The sequence below is a fragment of the Aeromicrobium sp. NPDC092404 genome (assembly GCF_040684095.1).
GTDB lineage: Bacteria > Actinomycetota > Actinomycetes > Propionibacteriales > Nocardioidaceae > Aeromicrobium.
This window is the reverse complement of the sequence record NZ_JBFBFI010000002.1, coordinates 666,561-679,600: the sequence shown is the minus strand read 5'-3', so window position 1 is coordinate 679,600 and position 13,040 is coordinate 666,561. Positions and strand designations below refer to the sequence as shown.

The 13,040-nt window shown below is 68.8% G+C and carries 12 protein-coding genes; 6 read left to right on the top strand and 6 right to left on the bottom strand.

Annotated features, from left to right (window positions below):
- Nucleotides 1–116 precede the first annotated feature (116 nt).
- Genes AB0N22_RS13855 through AB0N22_RS13845 form a run of 3 tightly spaced genes read left to right on the top strand, consistent with a single transcriptional unit; the run spans nt 117 to nt 3,291 of the window.
- Nucleotides 117–1,073: an OB-fold domain-containing protein gene (locus tag AB0N22_RS13855; protein ID WP_364641173.1), complete on the top strand. Its 957-nt coding sequence runs from the start codon at nt 117–119 to the stop codon at nt 1,071–1,073.
- Entirely contained in the window at nt 1,070–2,128 is a 1,059-nt protein-coding gene (locus AB0N22_RS13850; RefSeq protein ID WP_364641170.1) for a thiolase domain-containing protein, read from the top strand. The genes AB0N22_RS13855 and AB0N22_RS13850 overlap by 4 nt, the downstream gene beginning before the upstream one ends.
- Nucleotides 2,125–3,291, top strand: a complete 1,167-nt coding sequence (locus AB0N22_RS13845; protein ID WP_364641167.1) for a thiolase domain-containing protein — start codon at nt 2,125–2,127, stop codon at nt 3,289–3,291. The genes AB0N22_RS13850 and AB0N22_RS13845 overlap by 4 nt, the downstream gene beginning before the upstream one ends.
- Here AB0N22_RS13845 and AB0N22_RS13840 read toward each other — a convergent pair.
- Nucleotides 3,288–3,785, bottom strand: a complete 498-nt coding sequence (locus AB0N22_RS13840) for a polyketide cyclase (protein ID WP_364641164.1) — start codon at nt 3,783–3,785, stop codon at nt 3,288–3,290. The two genes, AB0N22_RS13845 and AB0N22_RS13840, sit on opposite strands and share 4 nt — an antisense overlap.
- A gap of 45 nt (nt 3,786–3,830) precedes the next feature.
- Nucleotides 3,831–5,075, bottom strand: a complete 1,245-nt coding sequence (locus AB0N22_RS13835) for a cytochrome P450 (protein ID WP_364641161.1) — start codon at nt 5,073–5,075, stop codon at nt 3,831–3,833.
- Nucleotides 5,076–5,177: 102 nt separating this feature from the next.
- Between AB0N22_RS13835 and AB0N22_RS13830 the strand changes: the two genes are divergently transcribed.
- Genes AB0N22_RS13830 through AB0N22_RS13820 form a run of 3 tightly spaced genes read left to right on the top strand, consistent with a single transcriptional unit; the run spans nt 5,178 to nt 9,531 of the window.
- Nucleotides 5,178–6,341, top strand: a complete 1,164-nt coding sequence (locus tag AB0N22_RS13830) for a steroid 3-ketoacyl-CoA thiolase (RefSeq protein ID WP_364641158.1) — start codon at nt 5,178–5,180, stop codon at nt 6,339–6,341.
- A gap of 14 nt (nt 6,342–6,355) precedes the next feature.
- On the top strand, nt 6,356–7,975 hold the full coding sequence (locus AB0N22_RS13825) for a GMC family oxidoreductase N-terminal domain-containing protein (protein ID WP_364641155.1): 1,620 nt from the start codon (nt 6,356–6,358) through the stop codon (nt 7,973–7,975).
- Nucleotides 7,972–9,531 (top strand): succinic semialdehyde dehydrogenase, encoded by a 1,560-nt coding sequence (locus tag AB0N22_RS13820; RefSeq protein ID WP_364641152.1) that lies wholly within the window; start codon nt 7,972–7,974, stop codon nt 9,529–9,531. Before AB0N22_RS13825 ends, AB0N22_RS13820 begins: the two co-directional genes overlap by 4 nt.
- 3 nt (nt 9,532–9,534) lie before the next feature.
- Here AB0N22_RS13820 and AB0N22_RS13815 read toward each other — a convergent pair whose 3' ends face one another.
- The 4 genes from AB0N22_RS13815 to AB0N22_RS13800 are packed head-to-tail and all read right to left on the bottom strand — an operon-like array spanning nt 9,535 to nt 12,999.
- On the bottom strand, nt 9,535–10,002 hold the full coding sequence (locus AB0N22_RS13815) for an SRPBCC domain-containing protein (protein WP_364641149.1): 468 nt from the start codon (nt 10,000–10,002) through the stop codon (nt 9,535–9,537).
- Nucleotides 9,999–10,775 carry an SDR family oxidoreductase gene (locus AB0N22_RS13810; RefSeq protein ID WP_364641146.1) on the bottom strand — a complete coding sequence of 259 codons (777 nt, stop codon included), beginning with the start codon at nt 10,773–10,775 and terminating at the stop codon, nt 9,999–10,001. Before AB0N22_RS13810 ends, AB0N22_RS13815 begins: the two co-directional genes overlap by 4 nt.
- Nucleotides 10,772–11,926, bottom strand: coding sequence for a sulfotransferase (locus AB0N22_RS13805; protein ID WP_364641144.1), 1,155 nt, complete (start codon nt 11,924–11,926; stop codon nt 10,772–10,774). Before AB0N22_RS13805 ends, AB0N22_RS13810 begins: the two co-directional genes overlap by 4 nt.
- Nucleotides 11,923–12,999 (bottom strand): DUF1214 domain-containing protein, encoded by a 1,077-nt coding sequence (locus tag AB0N22_RS13800; RefSeq protein WP_364641141.1) that lies wholly within the window; start codon nt 12,997–12,999, stop codon nt 11,923–11,925. Before AB0N22_RS13800 ends, AB0N22_RS13805 begins: the two co-directional genes overlap by 4 nt.
- Between the last annotated feature and the right edge of the window lie 41 nt (nt 13,000–13,040).

The following is a 13,040-nucleotide window of genomic DNA, read 5'->3' as shown; positions in this document are numbered from 1 at the left end:
CTTGCCGCTAAAACTAGAACATGTTTCACTTCTGCCATGAGCGAGCGCCAGCGAGTGAATCATGAGGGACTCATGCCAACGCCTCCGTATCGTGGGTTCTTCTCGGGGGCTTTGGCATGACTGACGTCGGGACCCTGCATGCGCCCATGAAGGTCGAGTTCGACTACACCCGGTCGCTCGGCCCCACCTTGTCGGAGTTCATCAGCGGGCTCAGACGACGACAGGTGCTCGGCGGCGTCCTGTCCGACGGGACGGTGGCCGTGCCGCCGCCGGAGTACGACCCGCAGACGTACGACGCCGTCACCGAGCTCGTGCCGGTCGCCAGCGAGGGCACGGTGCAGAGCTGGGTCTGGGTGCCCGAGCCGGTCGCCGGCCAACCCCTCGACCGCCCCTTCGCGTTCGCGCAGATCGTGCTCGACGGCGCCGACCGTCCCCTCCTGCACGCCGTCGCCGTCGACAGCCCCGACGCGATCGAGACCGGGATGCGCGTCCGCGCCCGTTGGGCCGACGAGACGGTCGGGGCCATCACCGACATCAGCTGGTTCGAGCCCGAGGGCGACGGACCGGCAAGCTCGCCCGGACCCGAGGGCGAAGCCGTCTCCGGCATCATCGCCCCGGTCAACCTGGCGTACGACTACGCGGCCTCGCCCGAGGAGTCGAAGTTCTTCCGCGGCCTGGCCGACGGCAAGCTCATCGGCCAGCGCTGCCCGGTGTGCGCGAAGGTCTACGTCCCGCCGCGTGGTGCGTGCCCCGTCGACGGGGTGCCGACCACCGACGAGGTGGAGGTCGCCGACCACGGCACGGTCACCACGTTCTGCATCGTCAACGTGCCGTTCACCGGTCAGCAGATCCCGATCCCGTACGTGTCGGCCTACGTCCTCCTCGACGGCGCCGACATCGCCTTCCTGCACCTCATCCTCGGCATCGAGGCCGCTGACGTACGCATGGGCCTGCGGGTCAAGGCGGTGTGGAAGCCGCGCGACGAGTGGGGCACGACGATCGCCAACATCAGCCACTTCGAGCCGACGGGTGAGCCCGACGCCGACTACGAGACCTACAAGGTGCACCTATGAGAGATGTGGCCATCGTCGGGTTCGCCCAGCGACAGATGAAGGAGTTCGACGGCTCCCCCACGTGCGTGGAGCTGCTCGTGCCGATCTTCGCGGAGCTGTTCGAGCAGACCGGTTGGACCAAGTCCGACATCGGCTTCTGGTGCTCAGGGTCGAGCGACTATCTCGCCGGGCGGGCGTTCTCCTTCGTCTCGGCCGTCGACGCGATCGGCGCGCTGCCCCCGGTCATGGAGTCGCACGTCGAGATGGACGCTGCCTGGGCGCTGTATGAGGCCTGGGTCAAGATCCAGACCGGGCTGGTCGACACGGCGCTCGTCTACGGCTTCGGCAAGTCGAGCGCCGGCCAGCTGCGCCGCGTCATGTCGCTGCAGATGGACCCCTACACCGTCACGCCCCTCTGGGCCGACGCCGTGTCGGTCGCGGGCCTGCAGGCCCGCGCCGGGATCGACGACGGCCAGTGGGACGAGGGCCAGATGGCGGCCGTCGTGGCCCGTTCGATGAGCGACGCGGCCGACAACCAGCACGCGATCCGGGCAGGTGCCACCACGGTCGACGACGTCCTGGCCCAGCCGATGTACGCCGATCCGCTGCGCCGCTGGGACTGCGCCCCGGTCTCTGACGGCGCCGCGGCGATCGTGATCTCCGCAGCTGACACCCCGGCATTCGACCGTCTGCCGGGCCAGGCGGCCTGGATCACCGGCTTCGAGCACCGCATCGAGCCCGGCGCACTCGGCACCCGTGACCTCACGGTGTCCTCCAGCACCGCGGCGGCCGGTGCCGCTGCCGGCGTCGACGGCATCGACCTCGCCGAGCTCCACGCGCCGTTCTCCCACCAGGAGCTGATCCTCGGCTCGGCCCTCGGGCTCGGTGACGACGTGCGCGTCAACCCGTCGGGCGGGGCGCTCACGGCCAACCCGATGTTCACCGCGGGGCTCAACCGGATCGGCGAGGCGGCGAAGCAGGTGTGGGCCGGCACCTCCCAGCGAGCCCTCGCGCACGCCACCTCAGGACCGGCCCTGCAACAGAACCTCGTACTCACGATGGAGGGACGGGCATGACGACCTTGGCAGCTGTGGTCGGAGTCGGCCAGACGCACCACCGCGCCAAGCGCTCGGACGTGTCGATGGCCGGCCTGCTGCGTGAGGCCGTCGACCGTGCTCTGGCTGATGCCGAGCTGACGTTCGCCGACATCGACGCGATCGTCATCGGCAAGGCGCCGGACCTGTTCGAGGGCGTCATGATGCCCGAGCTCTATCTCGCCGAGGCGCTGGGCGCAGCCGGCAAGCCGCTGCTGCGCGTGCACACGGCCGGCTCCGTCGGCGGCTCGACGGCGATCGTCGCCGCGTCGCTGGTCGAGGCCGGCATCCACGAGCGCGTCCTCACCGTCGCCTTCGAGAAGCAGTCGGAGTCCAACGCGATGTGGGCGCTGTCGATCCCCGTCCCGTTCATCATGCCGGTGCACGCCGGCGCCGGCGGCTACTTCGCGCCCCACGTGCGGTCGTACATCCGCCGCTCGGAGGCACCGAACCACATCGGCGCGATCGTCGCGGTCAAGGACCGACAGAACGCGCTCAAGAACCCGTACGCCCACCTGCAGAACCCCGACACGACCTTCGAGTCGGTCATGGCGTCGCAGATGCTCTGGGACCCGATCCGGTACGACGAGACGTGCCCGTCGTCCGACGGCGCGTGCGCCCTGGTCATCGCGTCCGAGGACGCCGTCGAGCGGTCCGGCATCAAGAACCCGGCCTGGATCCACGGCACCCAGATGCGCAGCGAGCCGACCACGGCCGCCGAGCGCGACCAGGTCAACCCGCACGCCGGTCGCGAGGCCGCCGCCGCCCTCTGGAAGCAGGCCGGCATCTCCTCCCCCATCGACGAGATCGACTGCGCGGAGATCTATGTGCCCTTCTCGTGGTTCGAGCCGATGTGGCTCGAGAACCTCGGGTTCGCCGAGGCCGGTGAGGGCTGGAAGCTCACCGAGGCCGGTGAGACCCGCATCGAGGGGCGCATCCCGGTCAACATGAGCGGCGGCGTGCTGTCGTCGAACCCCATCGGTGCCAGCGGCATGCTGCGCTTCGGCGAGGCAGCGCTCCAGGTCATGGGGGAGGCCGGTGAGCACCAGGTCGATGGCGCCCGCAAGGCGCTCGGTCATGCGTACGGCGGTGGCTCACAGTTCTTCGCGATGTGGGTCGTCGGCTCCGACAAGCCCGACCACTAGTCCTCGGACGACAACGGCGGACCCGGCCGAGGGTAGCCGCGTCGGACGGCCCTCTCCAGCAGGCCCAGCGACGCCCGCAGCGCCTTCTGGTCGATCACGGGAAAGATCGGCTTCCATTCCGGCGCGGCCCGCGACCAGTCGCAGTAGGACGTGACCACGGTGCCGCCGCCCGTCGCCGGCGAGAGCTCGTAACCGTAGACGTGGCCGATGGGCGGCTTCACGGTGCCCTCGATCGTCCACTCGATCGCGACGTCCTGCTCGAGAGCCGTGATGATGACGCGTACGTCGTACGTGCCCATCGGCAGGTCGCCGAGCGCCTCGCGGTCCATGTGCACGATGAAGGAGTCGCCCAGGGCGGACACCCCATCACCGGTCGCGGCCTGCAGCATGCCGCTCGAGTCGATCCCGACGTGGCCCTCGGGGTCGGTCAGGACGGGAAAGATCTCGCTTGCCGGGAACGGCATGGAGCGCTGGGCCGAGATGCGTTCAGTCATCACGACCCATGATGTCAGGCGCTCCGACGGAGTCGTTCCCGACGCTCAGACGTACTGGACCGGGAGCTCCTTGATGCCGTTGATCCAGCCATGGCGGAGGCGGCTGGCCTCGCCGAGCTGCTTGATGTCGGGCAGCCGGTCAGCGAGCGTGTTGAACATGATCTCGACCTCGAGGCGGGCCAGGTTGGCGCCGATGCAGTAGTGCGCGCCGTGGCCGCCGAACGACAGGTGCGGGTTGGGGCTGCGGGTGATGTCGAACGTCCCGGGGTCGGTGAAGACCTCTTCGTCGTGGTTGGCGCTGGCGTAGTAGAGGCCCACGCGCTCACCCTTCTTGACCTCGACGTCGCCCACCATGACGTCGTTGATGGCTGTGCGCTGGAACACCGTGACCGGCGTCGCCCAGCGGATGACCTCGTCGACCATCGTCGACGGGCGCTCGGCCTTCCACAGCTCCCACTGGTCGGGGTGCTGGAAGAACGCGTTCATGCCGTGCGTGATCGCGTTGCGCGTCGTCTCGTTGCCGGCCACCGCCAGCATGATGACGAAGTAGCCGAACTCGTCCTCGCCGAGCTGGCCGTGCCCGTCGACGTCGGCGGTGATGAGCTTGGTGATGATGTCGTCCTGCGGGTACTTGCGGCGCTCCTCGGCGAGTCCCATCGCGTAGACCAGGATCTCGGCGGCGGCCTCGTCGGGGTTGCCCTCGAAGTCGGGGTCGTCGAACGACATCATCGTGTTGGACCAGTCGAAGAGCTTGCCGCGGTCCTCCTGCGGCACGCCCATCAGGTCGGCGATCGCCTGCAGCGGCAGCTCCGAGGCCACCTCGACGACGAAGTCGCCGGAGCCCTTGGCGATGGCCTCGTCGACGATGTTGTTGGCCCGCTGGACCAGGACGTCGTGCTGGGCGTTGATCGAGCGCGGGGTGAAGCCGCGGCTGATGATCTGGCGGATCTTGGTGTGGTCCGGCGGATCCTGGTTGATCAGCATGATGCCCTGCAGCTCGACCTGGTCGCGGGTCATGTCGGGGGCGAAGCGGATGATCGCCCCGTTCTCCTGGCTGGAGAAGTTCTTGCTGTCCTTGGAGACCGCCGAGACGTCGGCGTGCTTGCTGATGGCCCAGAAGCCCTCGCCCTTCATGCCGGCGCGCGACTCCTGCGGCTGGTCGACCCACCAGACCGGGGCCGTCCGACGCAGCTCGGCGAACTCATCGAGCGGCACGCCCGCCTGGCACAGGTCAGGGTCGGTGGGATCGAAACCGCTGGGAACAGCGGGGGCGGCGGACGTCGTGGTCACATGGGCTCCTAGATTTCTGTAACACGTTCTAGTTCATCCTGACATGTCTTCCGTCGTTTCGAAAGGCTTGTGCAAGACGAGAACGTGTTCTAGTTTTGCTCCATGGGCACCCCCGTGATCGTCGACGCTGTCCGCACGCCCCAGGGCAAGAGGAACGGCGTGCTGGCCGGCGTCCACCCTGCCGTGCTGTTGGGTCTGACCCAGTCCGAGGTCATCGCCCGCGCCGGCATCGACGCCGAGCTCGTCGAGCAGGTCATCGGCGGTTGCGTGACGCAGGCCGGCGAGCAGTCCAACAACATGGTCCGCCGTGCGTGGATGCACGCCGGGCTGCCTAACGCCACGGCCTCGACCGAGATCGACGCCCAGTGCTCGTCCGCCCAGCAGGCGACCCACCTGGTGCACGCCATGATCGCCGGCGGCCTGATCAAGGCCGGCATCGCCTGCGGCGTCGAGTCGATGTCCCGCGTCCCCCTCGGCGCCAACGTCCCTCCCGGCACCGGCTCCCCCCGGCCCGACGACTGGTCGATCGACCTGCCCAACCAGTTCGAGGGCGCTGACCGGATCGTCCACGACCGCGGCTTCTCCAGGGCTGAGGTCGACGCGTTCGGCCTTTGGTCGCAGGACAAGGCGCGCGCCGCCCGTGACGAGGGCCGGTTCGCCCGCGAGATCTTCTCCGTCAAGGCGCCCGTCCTCGACGAGGAGGGCCAGCCCACGGGAGACACCCAGCTCGTCGACGCCGACCAGGGCATCCGCGAGACGTCGCTCGAGAAGCTCGCCGGCCTGAAGCCCGTCCTCCCTGACGGCACACACACCGCCGGCACCTCGTCACAGATCTCCGACGGCGCCTCCGCGCTCCTGCTCATGGACTCCGACCTCGCCGCGTCCCTCGGTCTGAAGCCGAGGGCGCGGATCGTCGCCTCGTGCCTCGTCGGCGCGGATCCCTACTACCACCTCGACGGGCCGGTCCAGGCGACCGAGAAGCTCCTCGCCGACACCGGCATGACGATCGGCGACATCGACATCTGCGAGGTCAACGAGGCCTTCGCCGGGGTCGTGATGTCGTGGGCCAAGGTCCACGCCGTGCCCGAGGACAAGATCAACGTCAACGGCGGCGCCATCGCGCTCGGCCACCCCGTCGGCTCGACCGGCACCCGACTGCTCACGACCGCGCTGCACGAGCTGGAGCGCCGGGACGCGAGCACTGCCCTGATCTCGATGTGTGCTGGTGGGGCGCAGGCATCAGGCACGATCATCGAACGCATCTGACCCGAAGGACTGCCATGACCAAGAACGAGACCCTGCGCGACGAGGCCGACTACGTCGTGGTCGGTGCCGGCAGCGCAGGAGCCGCCGCCGCGTCACGTCTGGCCGCCTCCGGAGCGTCAGTGATCCTGCTCGAGGCGGGCAAGAAGGACACCTCGATGCTGGTCACCAAGCCCGGCATGATCGGGCCGATGCACGCCGACCCGAGCATCAAGAAGCGGGTGGACTGGGGCTACTACACCGTCCCGCAGAAGCACATGAACAACCGGGTGATCCCGCAGACCCGCGGCAAGGTCGTGGGCGGCTCCAGCTCGATCAACGGCCTGCTCTGGGTGCGCGGCAACCGCGCCAACTACGACTCCTGGGCCGCCGAGGGCAACACCGGGTGGGACGCGGACTCGGTCAACGAGACGTACAAGAAGGTCGAGGACTTCGAGGACGGCGCCGACGACTACCGCGGCGAGGGCGGGCCGATCAAGGTCACCCGCCACACGCAGCCCACCGAGGCGTCGCAGCAGTTCGAGCAGGCGACGGCCGACACGCTGGGCGTCAAGATCCTCAAGGATTACAACGCCGCCGAGCAGGAGGGCGTGAGCCGGTTCCAGCAGAGCGCGTTCCAGGGCAAGCGCTTCTCGTCGTCACGGGGCTACCTCACCAACACCAGCTGGCCGACGATCCAGGTGCAGCCGCAGGTCCACGTCCAGAAGGTCGTGATCGAGAACGGCCGCGCCACCGGGGTCGAGGTCGTCGACAAGGGCGGCGCCCGCCGCACGGTCCGCGCGGGCAAGGAGGTCATCCTCTCCGCCGGCGTGTTCGGCTCGGCCCAGATCCTCATGCTCTCCGGCGTCGGGCCGGCCGCCCACCTCGCCGAGCACGGCATCGAGGTCAAGGCCGACCTGCCCGTGGGCGACAACCTGCACGACCACCTCTTCGTGCCCACCACGTGGCTGATGCCCAACGCGCTGCACCGGGGCATCCCCTCCTACTTCGCCCGCGGGCTTGCTCGGGAGCTCACGGTCGGCGGCTCGTTCCTGGAGAACTCGGTCTTCGAGACCGTGGCCTTCCTGCGTACGTCGTTGGCGACGGACGTGCCGGACCTGCAGATCCACGTCCTGCCCTGGGCGTACCCGTCGCCCAACCAGGACGCGCCCAAGCGTCACAAGGTCGACCGCCGCCGGGCGCTGACCGTGATGTCGACGCTGATCTATCCCCGCAGCCGGGGCACCTTGCGCCTCGCGTCGAACGACCCGAACGCGGCACCGCTGATCGACATGAACTACCTCGCCGAGGCCGGTGATCGTCAGGTGCTGACCGAGGGCGTCGAGATCATCCGCGAGATCATGAAGTCGGCGGCGTTCGGCGGCAACGTGACCTCGGAGCTCCACCCCGGCGCGGCGATCGACTCCGAGGCCATGAAGACCGAGGTGCTCAACCGGGCCACCACGGTCTACCACGGTGTCGGCACCTGCCGGATGGGCGTCGACGAGCGGGCGGTCGTCGGACCGGACCTGCGCGTGCGCGGCATCGACGGCCTGCGGGTCGCCGATGCCTCGATCATGCCGTCGATCATCGGCGGCAACACCAATGCCCCGTCGATCATGATCGGCGACAAGTGTGCGGAGCTGATCCTGCGATGACCACTCGACGACCGGCAAGCCTGACTCCCGACTTCCTGGACAGCCTCGTCCAGCGCGTGCCCGGCACGACCGGCAACACGTGGAAGCTCACCGAGGTCTACACCGGTGACCTCCTCGTGGAGCTGCCGCAGTCCTCGCCGACCGACATCAAGCAGGCGTTCGACACCGCCCGCGCGGCGCAGCAGATCTGGGGCTCGTGGTCGCTGCGCAAGCGGCTCAAGGTGCTCAAGCGGTTCCACGCCCTCGTGATCGAGAACCAGTTCCTCATCACCGACCTCATCCAGGCCGAGAGCGGCAAGAACCGGCGCATGGCGTTCGAGGAGTCCTGCGACGTCCCGATGGGGACCAGCCACTACATCAAGCGCGCGCCGTCGGTGCTCAAGGACCGCAAGCACGCCGGCCCGATCCCGGTGCTGTCGCACTCGACCGAGGTCCGCCGACCCAAGGGCGTCGTCGCGATCATCGCGCCGTGGAACTTCCCCTTCGCCACCGGGATCTCCGACACCATCCCGGCCCTGATCGCCGGCAACGGTGTCGTGGTCAAGCCCGACAACAAGACGGCGCTGTCACCCCTGCTGGGCGTACGCCTGCTGGAGCAGGCCGGCATGCCCAAGGGTCTCGTGCAGTTCGTGTGCGGCGAGGGGCCCGACGTCGGCGGACCGATGCTCGAGAACGCCGACTACGTCATGTTCACCGGCTCCACCGCAACCGGCCGCATCATCGGCGAGCTCGCCGGCAAGCACCTCATCGGCTGCTGCCTCGAGCTCGGCGGCAAGAACCCCATGCTGGTCCTCGAGGACGCCAACGTCGACGAGGCCGTCCACGCGGCGCTGTTCGGCGGCTTCGGCAACTCCGGCCAGATCTGCATGCACATCGAGCGCCTGTACGTCCACGACTCGATCTACGACGAGTTCCGCGACAAATTCGTCGCCGCGACGAGGGCCATGAAGATCGGCGCCTCGTACGACTTCGGGCCCGACATCGGCTCGCTCGTGTCGGTGGACCACCGCGACCGCGTCTCGGCCCACGTCGAGGACGCCAAGGCCAAGGGTGCGACCGTGCTCACCGGTGGCCAGGCCCGACCCGACCTCGGACCGGCGTTCTACGAGCCGACGATCCTCGAGGGCGTCACCAAGGACATGCTCGCCGGCTCGACCGAGACCTTCGGCCCGGTCGTCGGCCTCTACCGCTTCCACACCGAGGACGAGGGCATCGCCCTGGCCAACGACACCGAGTACGGTCTCAACGCCAGCGTATGGAGCGCTGACCCCCAGCACGGTCTCGCGGTGGCGCGGCGCATCGATTCGGGCAACGTCAACGTCAACGACATCCTCGCCACGGCGTACGCGTCGAAGGGCAGCCCGTCGGGCGGCCTCAAGCAGTCCGGCGTCGGCGCCCGGCACGGCGACCAGGGCCTGCTGAAGTACACCGACGCGCAGAACATCGCGCTGCTCAAGAAGCAGGTCATGGAGCCGAAGGCCGGCCAGACGTACGAAGCCTATGCCAAGCAGACCCAGATGTCGCTCAAGCTGATGCGCAAGACGCGCCTGCGCTGACGCTCAGGAGGGCAGCAGTGCCTCGGCACGGGCCTTGAGGGCGTGCGCGACCGAGTCGAAGCCGGCCTTGACCCACGCGCCGTTCAGCTCCATCACGAGCCCGGCGTGCTCACCGCTCAACGTGTCCGTCGTGGCGTACGCGCACCGGTCGAGGCCGAGCTCGGTGATGAACTGGTCGCGGACCGCGAAGATCCCCTCCATCTCGTCGCCCGTGTCGTAGCGCAGGTGGTAGGGCGGGTCGATGACACGGATGTATTCGCGATTGACGAACGTGCCGGAGCCGTCCGGCTCGGGCAGCGTCAGGTCGATCCGCTCCCCCACCTCGAGGGCCGTCGTGACCGCGATCGTGTACGGGTTCCACTCCGGGTAGCGCGGGTAGTCGACCAGCACGTCCCAGACGAAGGACGCCGGGGCGTCGATCTCGACGGTCACCGAGCTGATCACGTGGGTCTGCGTCGGCGGCGTGCTCATGCCGGCATGTACTCGCCGCCGTTGACGTCGAGCACCGCACCGGTGACCTCGGATGCCAGGTCGGACAGGAGGTAGAGGATCGCGCCGGCGCAGGCCTCGTCCGTCGGGATCCGGCCGAGCGGGTTGCGCGAGGCGATGTCGTCGTAGACGTCCTGCTCGGTGATGCCCTTCTCCTCGGCCGTCATCGTCAGGTAGAAGCGGACGCCCGGGCCGTCGAGCCAGCCCATGATCGCCTGGTTGACCCGGATGCCCTTCTCGCCGAGCTCGAGCGCCATGTACTGGGACGCACACCCCATGGCGGCCTTCGCCATCGCGTACCCGCCCTCGCCGCGCAGCGGGACGCGCGTGGACATCGTGCCCACGTTGACGATCGATCCCCCGCCCGTCATGTGCGGCACGACCGCTCGGCTCATCTCCAGCGATCCGTACAAGATGATGTCCATCGCCCGGCGCAGCGCCTTGTCTGGCGTGTCGAGCAGATCGGTGAAACCGGGGTGTCCGTACGCGCTGTTGACGAGCCCGGTGACCTTGCCGAAGCGCTCGACGGCCGTCGCCACGACGCGCTCGACGTCCTCGGTCCTGCGCACGTCGCACTGCACGGCAACGGCTTCGCCGCCGGCAGCGGTGATCTCCTTGACGGTCTGTCCGGTGACCCCGTCGGACCGCGCAGCGAGCACGACCTTGGCGCCCTCGGCCGCCGCCCGGACGGCCAGCTTCGCACCGAGTCCCGCCCCGACGCCGGACACGATCACCACTTCATCGTTGAGGATCACGGTGCAATCTCCTTCTGGTAGAACGCGAAGTCCTGCTCGAGCCCGGCCTCGGTGAGGCCGAAGTCCTCGGCCGTGTACGTGTGCGAGCCGTGGCGCTGCTCCTGGTTGCGGGCCATGTACGCCTCCAGCGCGTCACGGTCGACCGGGAGCCCCAGCTCGCCCAGGACCCGGGACGCGGTCCCGACCGGGTCGGACATCTGGTCCTTGAAGCCCACGTCGACGATGCGGTCGGGGCGCCGGTCGCGGACCTCGGAGAGTCCGCTCAAGGCCGTCACGAAGCGGTCCCGCCAGTAGGGCCCGACCTGCAGCGGGTCGACGTCGTCGCTGTACTGCCCGCTGATCGCACAGACCATCGAGGCGTACGACGGCACGGCCTGCTTCGGCGAGCGGTGCGTCATGACGATCTTGCAGTCCGGGAACGTGTCGAGCACGGTGTCGACGGCGGTGAGGTGGTGCGGCGACTTGAGGACCCACGGCTTGCCGGCGCGCGACGGGTCCTGGTGCTGGAGCGCCTGCAGCCACTCCTCGAGCTCGCGGTAGGCCGGCGCCTGGTCGAAGTCGCGCAGCCAGTCGCCGTACGTCGGCACCCAGTAGAACGAGTCGTAGCTCATCGAGGTGAAGGTCCGGTCGAGGATGATGACGTCCTCCTCCGGCCCGTCCCACTCGATCGTGTGGATGTCACCGAAGTCAGGAGCCATCTCCATGAACAGTGCGAACCGGTCACGCGCCTTTTGCTTGCGCAGCTCGGCGTCCGGGCCCTCGCCGGGGAACGGCAGCAGGTAGGACGTCTCCCACGACAGCGTCGACGTCACGTGCGGTGACGAGGCCAGCAGTCGGTGCAGGAGGGTGGACCCGGTGCGGGGCAGCCCGCAGATCTCGGCCGCGACCATGACCTGCTCGTCGAGGACGGCGGGGTTGTCCTTCTGGTACTGCCGCAGCCGCAGCCGGTCGGCGAGCAGGGCGGCCAGCCGCTGCTGGGTGAGCGCGAGGCCCAGCTCGGACAGCCTGGCCTCGTCGGCCAGCGACGACGTCAGGACGCGCAGCGGCTCGACGAACCACTCGTCGCCGTAGTCGCTGAGCCCGGTCTTGTCGCGGGCGGCGGTGAGCAGCCCGTCGGCGTCCAGGACGCGGGCGGTCTCGGCGGTGGTCATGAAGCCTCCATGTCGATCACCTTGCACTCCGGCAAGGGATGGTGGTCGGCGCCCAGCCAGCGCAGCAGCGCGGTGCCGCTCGTGTGGCCGGCGGTGTCGATCCAGTTGCCCCAGCCCGGGTCGCGGTCGGCCACGACGATCGTCAGCCGGCCGTCGTCGAGCTGTGCGGTGTGCTTGTTGATCGTGATCTTGCGCTCGTGGTCGAGCGACTCCATCCACCAGTTGTCGAGCTGGAAGTTCCAGTAGAGGCAGTCCGGCACCTCGGTCTCGATCACCCAGGCCTGTCCGGGCTCGAGCGCCCAGTAGCCGTGGAGGTAGAAGATCTCGGGATCGCCGCCGGCCTTCTGGAACATCTCCTGCCCGAAGTCGGGCATCTCGTTCGGGCGGGTCATGAACAGCTCGGTCCAGCTCGCGAACAGGGCAGCGGTGCCGTGCAGCGAGAAGGCAGCCGTGGCGAGGGCCTTGGCCAGGTGTGCGGGGTCGAGCTCCTTGCGCTCGATGGGGTCGCCGACGCGCTCGATGTGCCACTGACCCGGAACCTCGGTCGTGCGGTCGAGGTACGTCTGGCGGACCACGAGGCCCGTCGAGTCGGGCGCGAGCGGCAGCCAGTTCTTGTCGTGCGGCGTGGCGCTGACGATGATCTCGACGGTGCCGTCCGGCTCGACGACGAGGTCGCGGTCCGAGAGCTCGCCGGTCGAGGCCATCGTGCCGTCGATGGCGTACCGGTTGGCCTTGGAGCCGATGCTGAAGTACGCGATGGTGCCGCGCGTCCCGGTGATCCGGTACGTCCGGTCGCCCCGGATGTTGGCCGACAGGTAGACGTTGTCGGGGTTGTCGGCCCCGAGCTTGACCCGGTCCAGCTCGTGCAGCCGCGGGAAGTCGGGGTCGGCGTTCTCGACCGTCGTGTAGAGCATCTCGCGCAACAGGCGGGTCAGGTAGCGGTAACCCTCGGCCCGGTCGAGAGGCGTGTCCGGCGCGGTGTCACGCAGGACGACCTCGCCCGCCTGCTCCAGCGCGCGACAGAAGTCAGTCCACGCCTGCCCGGAGGAAACCTCCGCAGCCCCGTCGCCCATGCCAACCTCCACGGAGAAATCTAGAACACGTTCTACCAGTT

Bases quoted from the DNA above. Each gene is read 5' to 3' on its own strand.
- AB0N22_RS13830 (WP_364641158.1), top strand. From the start codon at position 5,178: ATGGGCACCCCCGTGATCGTCGACGCTGTCCGCACGCCCCAGGGCAAG.
- AB0N22_RS13850 (WP_364641170.1), top strand. From the start codon at position 1,070: ATGAGAGATGTGGCCATCGTCGGGTTCGCCCAGCGACAGATGAAGGAG.
- AB0N22_RS13845 (WP_364641167.1), top strand. From the start codon at position 2,125: ATGACGACCTTGGCAGCTGTGGTCGGAGTCGGCCAGACGCACCACCGC.
- AB0N22_RS13820 (WP_364641152.1), top strand. From the start codon at position 7,972: ATGACCACTCGACGACCGGCAAGCCTGACTCCCGACTTCCTGGACAGC.
- AB0N22_RS13840 (WP_364641164.1), bottom strand. From the start codon at position 3,785: ATGACTGAACGCATCTCGGCCCAGCGCTCCATGCCGTTCCCGGCAAGC.
- AB0N22_RS13800 (WP_364641141.1), bottom strand. From the start codon at position 12,999: ATGGGCGACGGGGCTGCGGAGGTTTCCTCCGGGCAGGCGTGGACTGAC.
- AB0N22_RS13815 (WP_364641149.1), bottom strand. From the start codon at position 10,002: ATGAGCACGCCGCCGACGCAGACCCACGTGATCAGCTCGGTGACCGTC.
- AB0N22_RS13825 (WP_364641155.1), top strand. From the start codon at position 6,356: ATGACCAAGAACGAGACCCTGCGCGACGAGGCCGACTACGTCGTGGTC.
- AB0N22_RS13805 (WP_364641144.1), bottom strand. From the start codon at position 11,926: ATGACCACCGCCGAGACCGCCCGCGTCCTGGACGCCGACGGGCTGCTC.
- AB0N22_RS13855 (WP_364641173.1), top strand. From the start codon at position 117: ATGACTGACGTCGGGACCCTGCATGCGCCCATGAAGGTCGAGTTCGAC.